Below are 14,397 nucleotides of genomic sequence, written 5' to 3'. Positions count from 1 at the left end.
AAAAACTTAGACATTCGTCGGCTTTGACTACATTTTACCTTTACGTTGGCGTCAATTGACCCGAGGCTTGCTCTCCCAGCCGCTCCGGCGGCTCTTCACCAGCGAAAAGGGATGTCTCCATGCTGAAGGTAATCTCGCGTCCGGCCGTGAAGCTGGTCGAACGCTACCTGCCCGACCCTTATATCTTCGTGCTGCTGCTGACCGTGATCGCCGCGGCGGCGGCCATCGCCGTGGAACGCCAGACGCCGCTGGCGGTGCTGCGCTTCTGGGGCGACGGCTTCTGGAACCTGCTGACCTTCTCGATGCAGATGCTGCTGGTGCTGGTCACCGGCTACATGCTGGCCAGCTCGCCGCCCGTGAAACGCCTGCTGCGGCGCCTCGCCGGCCTGGCCAACAACGCCGGCGCGGCGATCGTACTGGTCACCCTGGTGTCGCTGGCGGCGAGCTGGATCAACTGGGGCTTCGGCCTGGTGGTCGGCGCGCTGTTCGCCAAGGAGCTCGCCAAGCAGATCCGCGTCGACTACCGGCTGCTGGTGGCCAGCGCCTACTCGGGCTTCATCGTCTGGCACGGCGGCCTGGCCGGCTCGGTGCCGCTGACCATCGCCACCGAGGGCCACTTCAGCGTCGAGCAGATCGGCGTGATCGGTACCTCCGAAACCATCTTCTCGCTGTTCAACCTGGCCATCGTGGTGGCGCTGTTCGTCGCCGTACCGCTGTTCAACCGCCTGATGCTGCCCGACGAGAAGGACAGCGTGTTCATCGACCCGAGCCTGCTCGAGGACGACGAGGAGCGGCGCGTGCGCATCACCCGCCCGGCGGAACGCCTCGAGAACAGCATGACCCTGGCCTGGCTGGTCGGCATCCCCGGGCTCCTGTTCCTGGTCGACCACTTCGTGCTGCAGGGCGGCGGGCTCAACCTCAACGTGGTCAACTTCCTGTTCCTGTTCCTGGCCATCGTGCTGCACCGCACCCCGCGCAGCCTGCTCGAGAGCCTGCAGGAGGCGATCAAGGGTGGCGCCGGCATCGTCATCCAGTTCCCCTTCTACGCCGGCATCATGGCGATCATGGTGCAGTCGGGGCTGGCCGAGACGCTGTCCCAGGCGCTGGTCTCGCTGGCCACCGAGACCACATTGCCGTTCTGGACCTTCATCAGCGCCGGCATCGTCAACATCTTCGTGCCCTCCGGCGGCGGCCAGTGGGCCGTGCAGGCGCCGGTGATGCTGCCGGCCGCCGAGGCGCTGGGCGTCGACGTGCCGCGGGTCGCCATGGCCGTGGCCTGGGGCGACGCCTGGACCAACCTGCTGCAGCCGTTCTGGGCCCTGCCGGTGCTCGGCATCGCCGGCCTCAAGGCCAAGGACATCATGGGCTTCTGCCTGGTCCAGCTGCTGCTGACCGGCATTATCATCGCCCTGGGACTGACCTTCCTCTAAAAAACCCTGATTTACTGCTTCGCTCGATATCCTGGCCGCCGGCGGTGCCGGTGCGCCGGCCCGGTCGCTCTCCTCATGTAGCGGGCTACACTCCGGGAGCTGTGCTCCGGCGGCGGCCAGCCTCTCTTCGCTCGCGACGCAAATCAGCGCTTTTTTAAACAATGGTCTCCAGGAACGCCTTGTCCCCATTGCGGGGGCAAGGCGTTATGCTGTGGGGAAAATAGACCCAAGGATCCCCTCTCGATGGACGAACACGCCCTTTCCGGCCAGCACGAACTGACCATGACCGTGCTGATGACCCCCGACATGGCCAACTTCAGCGGCAAGGTGCACGGCGGCGCCATCCTCAAGAAGCTCGACGAGGTGGCCTACGCCTGCGCCAGCCGCTTCTCCGGGCACTACGTGGTGACCCTGTCGGTGGACCAGGTGCTGTTCAAGCAGCCGATCCACGTCGGCGAGCTAGTGACCTTCCTCGCCAGCGTCAATCACGTGGGCCGCTCCTCCATGGAGATCGGCATCAAGGTGGTCGCCGAGGACATCCAGAACAAGCTGATCCGCCACACCAACAGCTGTTACCTGACCATGGTGGCGGTGGACGAGCACGGCAAGCCGGCCCGGGTACCGGAGCTGGCCCTCGAGACCGATACCCAGCGGCTGCGTTTCGAGAAGGCCGAGATGCGCAAGCAACGGCGCAAGCAGGCCGAGGAAGAGGAGCGCCGTGCCCAGGTCGAACACGGCGCCGGATGAAGCATCAGTAGGAGGTTTCCTGGATCGCCTCGCCACCCTGCTCGATGTCCTGGCCCACGCCGCGCACGGTGTTGCAGCCGGCGAGCAGGGACAGGGTGAAGAGCGCGGCGATCGACAGCAGAAGAGTCCGTTTCATATGAGCTCCTGAGTATGGGTTCATGAGAACTGCCTGTGCCGATTCAATCTAGCAAACCCGGCGCGTTGAGCCAGCCCCATCAGGTCAACAGCAGCCGCAGCATGATCGCCACGATCACCGCCACGGTCAGCCACTTCACCCACAGCGCCCCCCTGGGGCTCATGTTGACCTTCACCGCCAGCCAGGCGCCGGTCATGCTGCCGGCGGCCAGCGCCAGGCCGTAGCCCCAGCGCACCTGGCCCTCGAACACGAACACGGCCAGTGCCGGCAGGGTGTAGACCAGCACGATCAGCACCTTGAAGACGTTCACCTGGGCCAGGTCGATCTTCAGCAAGCGGTAGAGCACCACGATGAACAGGATACCCACCCCGACCTGGATGAAGCCGCCGTAGAGACCGATGGCGAACATCGCCAGATAGATCGCCGGCGTGAGCCGCTCCGGCGTCAGCGGCCGGGTCTCGAGCTTCGGCTGCGGCAGCAGCATCAGCAGCGCCGACAGCGCCATGACCACCACCAGTACGGTCTCGAACAGGGCGTCGCTCACGTCCAGCGCCAGGCGAGCCCCGAGCAGGGCGCCGAGCATCGCCGGCACCGCCAGGCGCAGGCTCAGGCCCAGGTGATGGGCGCCGGCGCGGAAGAAGTTGGCCACCGCCGACACGCTCTGCAGGGCGACCGACACCCGGTTGGTGCCGTTGGCGGCCTGGGGCGGCAACCCCAGGAAGATCAGCAGCGGCAGGGTCAGCATCGAGCCCCCCGCCGACAGCACGTTGATGAAGCCGGCCAGCCCGCCAATGGCGAACAGGGCCAGGAGCTCGAGTGGCGTCATGATGGCATCCTTTCCGGTCGGTGACGCGCCCGGGGCATCGCCGGGCGCCGCGCTGTGCCATCATAGCGCCATCACGCCCCCAGGATGCCACCAGGAGCCCCCATGACGGACGTCACGCTGGATCCCCGCCTGATCGAGGACAGCCACCCGCTCACCGAGCTGCCGCTGTGCCAGCTGCGGCTGATGGACGACACCCGCTACCCCTGGCTGGTGCTGATTCCGCGCCGGACCGGCGTGGTCGAGGTATTCGACATGAGCGAGGACGATCAGCAGCAGCTGTGGCGCGAGGCCGGCCTGCTCGGTCGCGCCATCAAGGAGACCCTCGGCGGCGACAAGCTCAACATCGCCACCCTCGGCAACCTGGTGCCGCAGCTGCATCTGCACGTGGTGCTGCGCCGGGAAGGCGACGACGCCTGGCCGGGGCCGGTCTGGGGCCAGGGCCAGGCCGAACCCTACGATCTGGACGGCCTGGCGGCGATGCGCGACCGGCTGCTGGCGATCGTCGACGGCATCGACACCCTGCGCGGGTCGTAAGTCAGAGAGGCTAGCGGTCGAGGCGAACGCTCAGCTCGGTCAGCAGCGGCTCGACCAGCGACGGCGGCAGCGGCCGGCCGCCGCGCCAGGCGGTCATCGCCAGCCGGCTCCGGCCAACGTTCGCCTCGCCGTTCACGCCGTCGGCCGCCTCGATATCGAGCTGCACGCGATAGCCGGGCCAGCGGGCGATCACCGCCTCCAGGCGCCCCAGTTCGGCGTCGGCGTGGCGAATCACATAACCGCGCTCCATCAGCATCGACAGCGAGGCCTCCAGCACCGAGGCCGGCGCCACCGCGAGCGTGCGGGTGGCGGGCACGGCCGGCGACGGCGGCGTCGCGCATCCTCCCAGCCCCAGCCCTGGTCCCAGTATCAGCCCAAGCGCCAGCAGCGCCGCCCGTGTCACGCCCGAACGTCTCATGAGGCCTCCTCCGACCGACGGCGCATCGCCTCGCGCAGCTCGCGGCAGAAGCCGTCGTCGCTGGCGGTGCGCGAGCGGCGCAGCTCGCCCCGCCAGTCGAACAGGCGGATATCCCGGCTCACCCGCACCGTCCGCTCGCCGATCGCCACCGAGACCCGCTCGATCTCGGTGGCCTCGTCGTCGAGCAGGCCGAAGCCCACGCCGCCGCCGATCAGCACCCCGTGGCCGACGGCGCCGCGGGACGCGCCCAGCAGGAAGATGTCCGGCTCGGGGGCGCCGTGGAAGAAGGTACGCCGGGAGCGCTCGGCGCTGACCAGCCCCAGCGTCGTCTCGGTGTGGCGGATCAGGAAGTCGTCGTCCTCCAGCGCCGCCACCGCGCCGGCCAGGGTGATCGGCGGCACGTCGTCGCCGCGCGGCCAGTGGCACGCCTCGGCGGGCGGCGGCTCGGCCACCGGCAGCTGTGATGGCAGCGCCTGACAGCCGGCCAGCCCCGCGAGCAGGATGATTCCCAATGGACGCCACATGCGCGATTTCTCCTAGATCTGCCTGGAGTCTAGCAGCGCGCCCCCTTGAAAGACGGCGACGACGCCTCGATGTCATGGAACAGGGCTATGATGGCGATGCAGTCAATTAGCTTATCCCCCATGCTCTGCTCGCATACACTGCTCGCCTACATCGGCAGTACAGAGATCAAGGAGGCATCTACATGAGCGACACCAACAGCATCGGCCTGCACGAAGGCAGCGCCAGCCAGCTCGCCGAGCGACTCAACGTCCTGCTGGCCAACTATCAGATCTTCTACATGAACGTGCGCGGCTACCACTGGAACGTGAAGGGCCAGCAGTTCTTCCAGCTGCACGAGAAGTTCGAGGAGCTCTACACCGACCTGCTGACCAAGGTCGACGAAGTCGCCGAGCGCATCCTGACCCTGGGCCATACCCCGGTGCACGCCTACAGCGACTACTTCAAGATCGCCAGCATCGAGGAAGACAAGAACGTTCACGACGGCCAGGCCTGCGTGCGCGGCGTGGTTCAGGGCTACCAGCAGATGCTCGAGCTGCAGCGCGAGATCCTCTCGCTGGCCTCCGATGCCGACGACGAGGGCACCGCGGCCCAGGTCGGCGACTACATCCGCGAGCAGGAGAAAACCGTCTGGATGCTCAACGCCTATCTCGGTTGAGCCTGAAAACGCACCAGCACCAGATGACGCCGCCCCTCGGGGCGGCGTCTTGCGTTGGTCGGGAAAGAGTCAGGACGGTTCGTCGCCCGACGCGGCGGCGCCCGACGCTTCGCCCTCGGCGGCACGCACCAGCTCGTCGGGCAGCGGCTTCTTCATGCGCACGCCCAGCCGCTCCAGCTCGCGGGCCTGGGCCACCAGGCTGCCCTGGCCCTCGGAGAGCCGGTTGACCGCGCGGCGATGGCTGTCACCGGCGCGCTCAAGATGGCGCCCCACCTCCTGCAGGCTCTCCACCAGGCCGGAGAACTTGGTCAGCAGCCGCTCGGCGCGCTCGCCGATCAGCCGCGCGTTCTCGTTCTGGCGCTCCAGGCTCCACAGCCCGGCCACGGTGCGCAGGCTGGCCAGCAGCGTGGTCGGCGTGACCATCACCACCTGGCGGTCGAAGGCCTCCTGGAACAGCGTCGGGTCGCGCTCGAAGGCCGCCGCGAAGGCCGGTTCCACCGCCACGAACAGGAACACGAAGTCCGGCGAGTGCAGCCCCGGCAGGGCGGGATAGTCCTTGGCGGCGAGCCCGCGCACGTGGGCGCGCAGCGAGCGCAGGTGATCGCCCATGGCCGCCTCGCGCTCGGCCTCGCCCTCGGCGTTGACCACCCGGTTCCAGGCCACCAGCGAGACCTTGGCGTCGACGATCAGATGGCGCGACTCGGGCAGGTAGATGACGGCATCGGGACGCTGCCGGCCGGCCTCGCCGTCGATCGACACCTCGCGACGGTATTCGACGTCGCGGCGCAGGCCGCTGCGCTCCAGCACCGTCTCGAGGATCAGCTCGCCCCAGTTGCCCTGGGCCTTCTGATCGCCCTTGAGCGCCCGGGCAAGCGTGGCCGCCTCGTCACCGAGTCGGGCGTTGAGCCCGGCCAGCTGGTCGAGCTGGGCCTTGAGCGAGCCGCGCTCGCGCTGCTCCTGGCCGTGCAGCGTCTCGACCCGCTGGCGGAACTGCTCGACCTGCTCGCGGAACGGCTGGAGCAAGGCCTCCAGGCTCTCGCGACTCTGGGCGCTGTAGGCCTGCTGACGCTCCTCGAAGACCTTGCCGGCGAGCTGGTGGAACTCGTCCTTGAGCCGCTCCCGGGCCTCCTCCAGCAGCGCCAGCTGCTCGCGATGGCGGAGCGCCGTCTGTTCGCGCTCCGCCTCCAGCCGAGCCGAGCGCTCGCGCTGTTCGGCCAGCCGGTCGCGGGCCTCGCCGAGTTCTGCCTCGAGGCTCTCCAGCCGCTCGCGGCAGCCGTCGAGCTGGGCGTCGCTCTGGGTCAGCTCCTGCTCCAGCCGGGCGGCGGCGTTCCGGCGCTCGGCCAGTTCGTCGCGCGTCTCGGACAGCTCGCGGCGCGCCTCATCCCGCTCGCGGCACGTTTCGGCCAGCCGGCGCCGCTGGGCAATGCCCCAGCCCACGGCCAGCAGCGCCAGCGCGCCGAGGGCGATCATCACGCCACCGCCGGTTCCCGTCATCTCATCGAGCATGCTGCCCTCCCTGATCACGCCCGTCGCGAACGCCGCACGCTCCCGCGCGGCGATATCGCCGTCACTATACTGGGAACACCGCTCACCCGCCGAGGAGGCTTCGATGCGCCGCCCGACGACCGCCCTGCTCGCCTCGCTCCTGCTGCCGCTCGCGCTGCCATCGCCGGCCATGGCGGACGACATCCGCCACGGGCCCGTGGTCTACGGCACCGGCGAGACGCATCAGCACGGGCCCGCCTACTACGGCAACGGCCCGGACGATCGGGAGACGCCGGGCCGCTATCGCACCCATCCGCGAGAGACCGAGCCCCGGCGACACGATAGCGCGACGCCGCTGATCATCGTCGAGCCGCGGATCGAGCTCGACGACCGCTGGCGCCCGCACGATCCCCGGCCACGACACCCCCACGGCCCCCGACGCATCGATCGCGACCGGGTCGGCAAATCGCACTGGTTCCTTGAGCACGACAGGGCCCGTGGCCGGCACTGAGCCGGCTCAGCTCGCCGGCGTGGCCAGGTCCTCGATCAGCGCTCGCAGCAAACCCCAGAACTCCTCCACCGAGGCCAGCTCGACCCGCTCGTCCGGCGAGTGGGCGCCGCGGATCAGCGGGCCGAAGGAGATCATCGACATGTCCGGGTACTTGGCGCCGAGGATGCCGCACTCCAGACCGGCGTGGATCACCTTGACCTGGGGGGCGACGTCCAGCCGCGCGGCATGCAGCGCGCGGAAGCGGGCCAGCAGCGGGCTATCGGGGTCCGGCGTCCAGCCCGGATAGGCGTTCTCGACCCGGGTGCGGGCGCCGATCAGGTCGAACAGCGCGCGGAAGCGGTCGGCCAGATCCTCGACCGCGCTGTCACGCAGCGAACGCACCAGGGCGCAGAGATGGAAGCGACCCGCCTCCAGCGACACCACGCCCAGGTTGTTGGAGGTCTCCACCACCCCGGGCACGGTCACGCTCATGCGCTCGACGCCGCAGGGCGCGGCGTGCAGCGCGGCCACCAGCAGCCGGCTGGCATCACGGGTGAGCGCCTCGCCCTCGGGGGCCGACACGCGCTCGAGCGCCAGCGCCAGGCCGTCGTCGGCGCCGGCCAGCTCGTCGCGCAGCCGGGCCTCCAGGGTCGGCAGCCGCTCGCGGGCGGCCTCGACGGCGTCGACGGGCAGCGCCAGGGTGGCGAAGGCCTCCCTCGGCAGGGCGTTGCGCAGGGTACCGCCGCGATAGTCGACCAGCCGCGCGTCGAGCGACTCCAGGTCGCGCAGCACCCGCATCAGCAGGCGGTTGGCGTTGCCGCGGCCCTTGTCGATGTCGATGCCGGAGTGGCCGCCGCGCAGACCGGTGAGGGACAACCGCACCGCGACTTCCTCGTCGCGCAGCGCCGAGGTCGGCAGCTGGGCGTCGACCATCACGTCGGCCCCGCCGGCGCAGCCGATGTAGATCTGACCGCGATCCTCGGAGTCCAGGTTGAGCAGCAGCCGGCCGTCCAGCCAGTCCTCGGCCAGGTTCAGCGCGCCGCCCATGGAGGACTCCTCCTCGAGGGTGAACAGCGCCTCCAGCGGGCCGTGGGTCAGGGTGTCATCCTCGAGGACCGCCAGCGCCGCCGCCACGCCGAGGCCGTTGTCGGCGCCCAGGGTGGTGTGGCGGGCGTGCAGCCAGCCATCCTCCACAAAGGTATCGATGGGGTCGCGGGTGAAGTCGTGGGGATGATCGGCGTTGGCCTGGGCGACCATGTCCAGATGGCCCTGCAGCACGATGCCCGGCGCGCCTTCATGACCAGGGCTGGCCGGCTTGCGCAGGCGCAGGTTGCCGTAGGCGTCGCGGTCGTGGGCCAGGCCGCGCTGGTCGGCCCAGGCCTCGAGGAGGGCCACCAGCGCGGCCTCGTGGCCGGAGGGGCGCGGCGTGTTGCACAGGGTGCGGAAGTGGCGCCACAGGGGCTGCGGCGAGAGCTGCTCGAGATGTGCGTTCATGGTGCTTCTGTATCGACGTTGACCCGGGCACTCTACCCCTCGCCCCGGCCCGAGGAAAGCGTCGGCCCGGCCAGCCGGCGCGCCACCTGCTGGCGGCGCCAGGCGTCCACCGCCTTGCCGCCGGCGAGCCCCAGCCGTGCGGCCAGCCAGGCCGTGTCGCGGCCCTGGAAGGCCCAGGCGGCGAGCGCCGTGAGGTCGGCGTCCGCCTCGACGGTGCCTTCGCGGGCGGCGACAAGGCGGATCAGCGCCTGAATCGCGGGCCGCACCAGCGCCGGGTCGCGGTGGCCGTGGGCCACGTCCTCGAGGTCGCGGCGCGCGGCGTCATCGAGTGGCCGGGGCTCGCCCTCGGCCAGCAGCGCCAGCGCCACCGCCGGGTCGAGCGCCTTCAGCTCGAAGGCCAGCAGCGACGGCAGCAGGGCCTGGAAATGGCTCGCCAGCCGCTCGGCCAGGGCCTCGCCGCCCTCGCCCGCCGGCGCGACCACCATCACCGCGTGCTCGCCGGTGGCCGCCTCGCGGGTCAGGCCGAGGCGCACCGTGCGAAAGCCCTGGGCGCGCCAGAAGGCGAGCAGCCCCGGCTCGGCGCCGAAGCTCGCCCCCAGCAGGGCGACGCCCGCTTCACCGGCCGCCTCTCGCTCCCGCGTCAGCAGTTCGCGTCCCAGGCCCCGGCGACGCGCGGCCGGATGCACGGCGATGCGCTGCACCCGTCGCAGGCGACCGGTCAGCGCCTCCCGCGAGCCGGCGTGGGCGGCCAGCGACTGGGCCATCAGGTGCCCGCGCGGGCGGCGCTCGCCCCGCGCCACCCGCTCGGCCAGGGCAGCGTCGAAGCCGCCCTCGTCGGCCACCACCGCCACGGCCGCGGGGCCGGCGGCATCGCCCAGGGTGACGACCCGGGTGTCCGGACCGTCCAGCAGGTGGCGCAGATCGCTCGGCGTGGTGCGGTAGTGGGCCTGCACCAGCAACCCGAACAGCGTCCGCAGGCGCGGCTCGTCATGGGCCAGCGCCTCCGGCGACTCGACCCGCCAGGCGGCCGTGGCCTTCGATCCGATGTCATCGGGCGCGACCGGCTCGGCGTCGAGCATCAGCAGCCTCGAGGTCAACGCCTCCAGCGGGTCGTCCTCGGCCCAGCGGATCGGCGCGGACAGGTGATACTCCCGCCACTCCGGCGTCAGGCGCTCCAGCCGCGCGCGGAAGCGCAGCGCGAAGCCGCGCCCGGCGCCTTCGTAGCCGTGCACAGTGGTGGCGAAGGCGATGCGCGGGAAGGCCGACAGCCACTGCCCGAGCAGCCCTGCCGGCATCGCCGCGGCCTCGTCGACCAGCAGCCAGGTGCCGGCGCCGCCGGCCTCGCCGCGCGCGACGCGGGCGCTGAGCTCGTCCGGCGCGAGGAAGGTCACGCGGCCGCCGGCATCCTCGAAGCGGTTCCCCTGGCGCCGGCCCTCGGGGCACAGCGCGGCGAGACGCTCGAACAGCCCGGCCACCGCCGCGGGGCGCGGCGCGGTGACGAGGATCTCGATCTCGGCGCCGTCTTGCTGCGCCTTCGCCAGCAGCCGGGCGCAGGCGATGCCGAGCGCCGCCGTCTTGCCGCGACCACGGTCGGCGGTGAGCACCAGCGGCCGGCGCCGGCGTAGCCGGACCAGCCGCGCCACCGCCTCGGCCTGATCGGCGGTCAGGCAGTCGCCATCGTCGGGCGCCGGCTCGGCTGCCGGTCCGGACGGCGACGCCTCGGGCCAGTCGGGCAGCATCGGCACGCCCTGGGCGGGCCAGCGGATCGTCCGCGGCGACGCCTCCAGCAGGCGGGCGAGACGCGCCAGATAGTGCGCCGAGAGCGCCTCGGCCGCATGCGGGTGGGCGGCGAGCCGGGCGTAGTCGGCGTCGGGGCGCGCGCCCCAGTCGTCGGGGGTCAGCAGCACCAGCAGCCCACCGGCGCGCAGGGTGCCCGAGAGCGCGCCGAAGGCGTCGGGGTCGAAGCCGGCCCCGGGCGACAACGCGTCGAAGACGATCAGGTCGTGCTCGCCGCCGAGCCGGTTCCGCGCCTTGGCGGCGGGCAGCCAGGCCGCGGCTTCGAGCCCGGCAGGCGGCTCGGGGCCGACCCACAGTGGCGCTTTGACGCCGAGGGCATGCCAGAGCGCCAGTCCCCGGGCACGCACATCCTCGACCTCGCCGGACAGCCACACCAGGCCCCGCCAGCGGCGTTCGCCCAGGCAGTGCTGACAGGCCAGCAGCTCGGCGGGCACGGAAGCTTCCATCAGTAGTCTCTTCAATCGCTGAACTTTGGTCTAAGCGGGTGACGCCCTTTCAACGCCCGGCGCCCCTTCGGCGATGCAGCATACCGGCCATACCCTTGTTTTATACACCTGAAAATCAAGGATTTTTCCTGACCAGAAGGACAACACTGCCGACCCGCGCGGCCGCCACTTCGACGTTTGGAGGCCTTCTCGCGCTCCCTGCGCCCCATGCTAGCTTGTTTCCAGGGTCGCCACGCCGAGCCCCTCACCGGCGGGCGACCGTGTTTTTTGCACCGCATCATCCCCACAACCAGAACAAGCTTTCGGGAGAGTATCGCCATGAAGCCGACGCGTTTCGCCCTGACCGGCCTGGCTGCCGGCATCGCCCTGGCCGGCCTGACCAGCACCGCCCAGGCCCAGGAATCCTGGACCATGACCACCACCTGGCCGGACAACCTCGATCTGATCCAGATCGACCGCCACTGGGCAGAGCTGGTCAACCACCTGGCCGGCGACGAGCTGAAGATCGAGTTCTACGCCGGCGGCACCCTGATGCCCGGCACCGAGGTGTTCGATGCCACCGAGACCGGCAGCATCCAGGCCGCCGGCGACTGGCCGGGCTACTGGGCGGGTCGCAGCCCGGCCTTCTCGCCCCTGGCCACCACCACCAGCCTGTTCAACGGCGTGGACTACCTGAACTGGATCAACCAGTGGGGCGGCTTCGATCTCTATCAGGAGGTCTACGGCCAGTACAACATGGTCTATCTGCCCTACGGCATCACCAACAACGAGTCCGGCTTCCGCGGCGGCACGCCGATCGAGAGCCTCGCCGACCTGGAAGGCAAGCGCCTGCGCCTCTCGGGCCGCGACCAGGGCCGGGTGCTGGAGCAGCTCGGCGGCTCCCAGGTCACCCTGGCCGGCGGCGAGATCTACCAGGCCATCGAGCGCGGCGTGGTCGACGGCGCCGAGTTCTCGACCCCGGGCGTGGACTACAAGGCCGGTTTCTCCGAGGTCGCCGACTACTGGATGACCCCGGGCTGGCACCAGTCGGCCAGCGTGTTCGGCGTGATGATCAACCAGGACGCCTGGGACGCGCTCTCCGAGGAGACCCAGGAGACCCTGAAGATCGCCGCCGAGGCGACCATGGCCTGGTCGCTGGCCTGGTCCGAGAAGCAGTCCACCGAGGGCACCGCCCAGTTCCTCGAGGACGGCACCACCATCAACCAGCTCTCCGAGGAAGACCTGGCGACGATCCAGGACATCACCAACGAGGTGATCGTGCAGGGCGCCTGCGAGGACCCGATGCACGCCAAGGTCTACCACTCGATGATCAGCTACATGCAGGACTACGCCCAGTGGCGGGACGTCTCGGTGCCCTTCAACATGAGCCGGGTCACCGACAACCTGCCCTCCCTCGAGGACATCGAGGCCTGCATGAACCCGTAAGCGGTTCACGGCCCGATTCCCCTGTCCGGCCGGCGGCACTCTCGAGGCCGCCGGCTTTATACGTTATTCGAGGAGGCTCTCCGGATGCATGCCATCGCCCGGGCCATCGACGCCCTCAACGAGGGCTTCGGTCGCCTGATCGCCCCGCTGATCGCGATCATTACCATCGTGGTGGTCTACGACATCGCCATGCGCTTCTTCTTCGGCCGGCCCAGCGACTGGGCCTTCGATGTCACCACCATGCTGTTCGGCAGCCACTTCATGCTGATGGCCGCCTACGGTCTCAAGCATCACGCCCACGTCGAGGTGGACGTGCTCAAGCGACTGCTCTCGCGGCGCGGCCGGGCACTGATCGAGCTGCTCGGCTACCTGCTGTTCTTCACCCCCTTCATCCTGATGCTCATCACCTACAGCTGGCGCTTCTTCGAGCGCTCCTGGAGCCGCGGTGAATCCACCTACGGCATCGTCTCGATCCCGGTCTACCCGGTGAAGGCGGTGCTGGTCATCGCCGGCGTGCTGGTGCTGCTGCAGGCCATCGCCATCGTGATCCGTGCCGTCGGCGAGCTGACCGCCGGCCCGTCGTCATCGGAGGACGCCTCATGAGCCCGGAAATGCTCACCCTGTTCATGTTCGGCGGCCTGCTGGTGGGGCTGTTCATGGGTCATCCGCTGGCCTTCGTGCTGGGCGGCACCGCGGTGCTCGGCGCCTGGTTCGGCCCCGGCCCCCAGGTGCTCGGCATCATCATCAACAACATCTACGGCCGGGCCATGGACAATTACGTGCTGGTGGCCATCCCGCTGTTCATCCTCATGGCGCGCTTCCTCAACGACTCCGGCGTCACCGAGCGGATGTTCGAGAGCATGCGCCTGCTGCTCGGCCGGGTGCGCGGCGGGCTGGCGCTGACCGTGGTCATCGTCTCGGTGCTGCTGGCCGCCACCACCGGCATCGTCGGCGCCTCGATCGCGGTGATGGGGCTGATCGCCCTGGCGCCGATGCTCAAGTACGGCTATCACAAGGGCCTGTCGGCCGGCGTGATCATGGCCAGCGGCTGCCTGGGCATTCTGATTCCGCCGAGCATCATGCTGATCCTGATGGCCAGCTACTCGCCGGTCTCGGTGGGTGCGCTGTTCGCCGGCGCCCTGGTGCCGGGCCTGCTGCTGGGCACCCTGTACGCCGGCTACGTGCTGCTGGTGTGCTTCATCAAGCCAAGCTATGGCCCGCCGGTGGCCGCCGAGGAGCGTGCCGATCTCTCCACCGGCGAGCTGGTGGTGCGCCTCGGCAAGTACGTGCTGCCGCCGATGAGCCTGATCCTCGGCGTGCTGGGCGCGCTGTTCACCGGCATCGCCACCGCCACCGAGGCCTCGGCGATCGGCGTGACCCTGGCCTTCGTGCTGTTCCTGGTCTTCGGCGACCGCAAGGTCTCGACCTGCTATCGCACCTTCATCGAGGCCGGCAAGACCACCACCATGGTGATGTTCGTGCTGGTCGGCGCCACCGCCTTCACCGGGGTGTTCTCGATCGGCGGCGGCATGGACGTGATCAGCGAGCTGGTGCTGGCGATGCCCGGCGGCACCACCGGCGCGCTGATCCTGATGTTCCTGCTGGTGTTCGTGCTGGGCATGTTCCTCGACTGGACCGGCATCGTGCTGCTGAGCTTCCCGATCATGCTGCCGATCATCGAGGCCATGGGCGTCGACACCCTGTGGTTCGTGGTGATGGTGGCGGTGGTGCTGCAGACCTCCTTCCTCACCCCGCCGTTCGGCTATGCGCTGTTCTACCTCAAGGGCGTGGCGCCGCCGGAGATCCAGACCCTGGACCTGTACAAGGCGGTGATTCCGTTCTGCGCGCTGATCCTGCTGGCCTGCGTGCTGATGGCGGTCTTCCCGGCCCTGGTGACCGGGCTGCCCTCGCTGTGGCTGGGCTACTAGCCCGGCAGCCGACGCCCCCTCCTCGCCCGACCCACCCGCGACGCCCGGCCCTCCGGGGGCG

Annotated in this window: 15 protein-coding genes; 8 read left to right on the top strand and 7 right to left on the bottom strand. The window is 69.8% G+C overall.

The genetic code is table 11. The features are described from left to right. Positions 1 to 119 precede the first annotated feature (119 nt). Positions 120 to 1,430: a short-chain fatty acid transporter gene (locus C9J49_RS10095; RefSeq protein WP_107181444.1), complete on the top strand. Its 1,311-nt coding sequence runs from the start codon at positions 120 to 122 to the stop codon at positions 1,428 to 1,430. 243 nt (positions 1,431 to 1,673) lie between these two features. Continuing rightward, positions 1,674 to 2,177, top strand: coding sequence for an acyl-CoA thioesterase (locus C9J49_RS10090; protein ID WP_046078104.1), 504 nt, complete (start codon positions 1,674 to 1,676; stop codon positions 2,175 to 2,177). A 4-nt stretch (positions 2,178 to 2,181) separates the two neighbouring features. Here C9J49_RS10090 and C9J49_RS10085 read toward each other — a convergent pair whose 3' ends face one another. Beyond that, entirely contained in the window at positions 2,182 to 2,313 is a 132-nt protein-coding gene (locus C9J49_RS10085; RefSeq protein ID WP_035599326.1) for an entericidin A/B family lipoprotein, read from the bottom strand. A 79-nt stretch (positions 2,314 to 2,392) separates the two neighbouring features. Further along, entirely contained in the window at positions 2,393 to 3,139 is a 747-nt protein-coding gene (locus tag C9J49_RS10080; protein ID WP_107181443.1) for a sulfite exporter TauE/SafE family protein, read from the bottom strand. 102 nt (positions 3,140 to 3,241) lie between these two features. On the opposite strand from C9J49_RS10080, the gene C9J49_RS10075 reads away from it, so the two are divergent. Continuing rightward, positions 3,242 to 3,673, top strand: a complete 432-nt coding sequence (locus C9J49_RS10075; RefSeq protein WP_046078106.1) for an HIT domain-containing protein — start codon at positions 3,242 to 3,244, stop codon at positions 3,671 to 3,673. Positions 3,674 to 3,683: 10 nt separating this feature from the next. On the opposite strand, the gene C9J49_RS10070 is transcribed toward C9J49_RS10075, so the two are convergent. Beyond that, entirely contained in the window at positions 3,684 to 4,091 is a 408-nt protein-coding gene (locus C9J49_RS10070; protein ID WP_052719270.1) for a hypothetical protein, read from the bottom strand. Next, entirely contained in the window at positions 4,088 to 4,615 is a 528-nt protein-coding gene (locus tag C9J49_RS10065; RefSeq protein WP_046078107.1) for a hypothetical protein, read from the bottom strand. The genes C9J49_RS10070 and C9J49_RS10065 overlap by 4 nt, the downstream gene beginning before the upstream one ends. A 182-nt stretch (positions 4,616 to 4,797) precedes the next feature. On the opposite strand from C9J49_RS10065, the gene C9J49_RS10060 reads away from it, so the two are divergent. Continuing rightward, positions 4,798 to 5,271 carry a Dps family protein gene (locus tag C9J49_RS10060; RefSeq protein ID WP_035599316.1) on the top strand — a complete coding sequence of 158 codons (474 nt, stop codon included), beginning with the start codon at positions 4,798 to 4,800 and terminating at the stop codon, positions 5,269 to 5,271. A 69-nt stretch (positions 5,272 to 5,340) separates the two neighbouring features. Here C9J49_RS10060 and rmuC read toward each other — a convergent pair whose 3' ends face one another. Next, the gene (rmuC, locus tag C9J49_RS10055) at positions 5,341 to 6,777 is read right to left on the bottom strand and encodes a DNA recombination protein RmuC (protein WP_107181442.1); all 1,437 of its coding nucleotides are present in this window, start codon (positions 6,775 to 6,777) and stop codon (positions 5,341 to 5,343) included. A 103-nt stretch (positions 6,778 to 6,880) separates the two neighbouring features. Here rmuC and C9J49_RS10050 point away from each other — a divergent pair, with 103 nt between their 5' ends. Further along, complete coding sequence (locus C9J49_RS10050; RefSeq protein WP_107181441.1) at positions 6,881 to 7,267, top strand: hypothetical protein; 387 nt, start codon at positions 6,881 to 6,883, stop codon at positions 7,265 to 7,267. Positions 7,268 to 7,273: 6 nt separating this feature from the next. Here the strand turns inward: C9J49_RS10050 and C9J49_RS10045 are convergent, their stop codons facing one another. Next, positions 7,274 to 8,740: an aminoacyl-histidine dipeptidase gene (locus C9J49_RS10045; protein WP_107181440.1), complete on the bottom strand. Its 1,467-nt coding sequence runs from the start codon at positions 8,738 to 8,740 to the stop codon at positions 7,274 to 7,276. A 32-nt stretch (positions 8,741 to 8,772) separates the two neighbouring features. Continuing rightward, on the bottom strand, positions 8,773 to 10,983 hold the full coding sequence (locus tag C9J49_RS10040) for a tRNA(Met) cytidine acetyltransferase TmcA (protein ID WP_107181439.1): 2,211 nt from the start codon (positions 10,981 to 10,983) through the stop codon (positions 8,773 to 8,775). 318 nt (positions 10,984 to 11,301) lie between these two features. On the opposite strand from C9J49_RS10040, the gene dctP reads away from it, so the two are divergent. The 3 genes from dctP (at position 11,302) to C9J49_RS10025 (ending at position 14,336) form a co-directional block, all read left to right on the top strand. Beyond that, on the top strand, positions 11,302 to 12,408 hold the full coding sequence (gene dctP, locus C9J49_RS10035; RefSeq protein ID WP_046078112.1) for a TRAP transporter substrate-binding protein DctP: 1,107 nt from the start codon (positions 11,302 to 11,304) through the stop codon (positions 12,406 to 12,408). Between the two features lie 84 nt (positions 12,409 to 12,492). Continuing rightward, on the top strand, positions 12,493 to 13,011 hold the full coding sequence (locus tag C9J49_RS10030) for a TRAP transporter small permease subunit (RefSeq protein WP_035594771.1): 519 nt from the start codon (positions 12,493 to 12,495) through the stop codon (positions 13,009 to 13,011). Then, positions 13,008 to 14,336, top strand: a complete 1,329-nt coding sequence (locus C9J49_RS10025) for a TRAP transporter large permease subunit (RefSeq protein ID WP_107181438.1) — start codon at positions 13,008 to 13,010, stop codon at positions 14,334 to 14,336. The genes C9J49_RS10030 and C9J49_RS10025 overlap by 4 nt, the downstream gene beginning before the upstream one ends. Positions 14,337 to 14,397 lie beyond the last annotated feature (61 nt).

The organism is Halomonas sp. SL1, from assembly GCF_003030865.2.
GTDB lineage: Bacteria > Pseudomonadota > Gammaproteobacteria > Pseudomonadales > Halomonadaceae > Halomonas > Halomonas halophila.
This window is presented reverse-complemented; position numbering and strand designations above follow the sequence as displayed.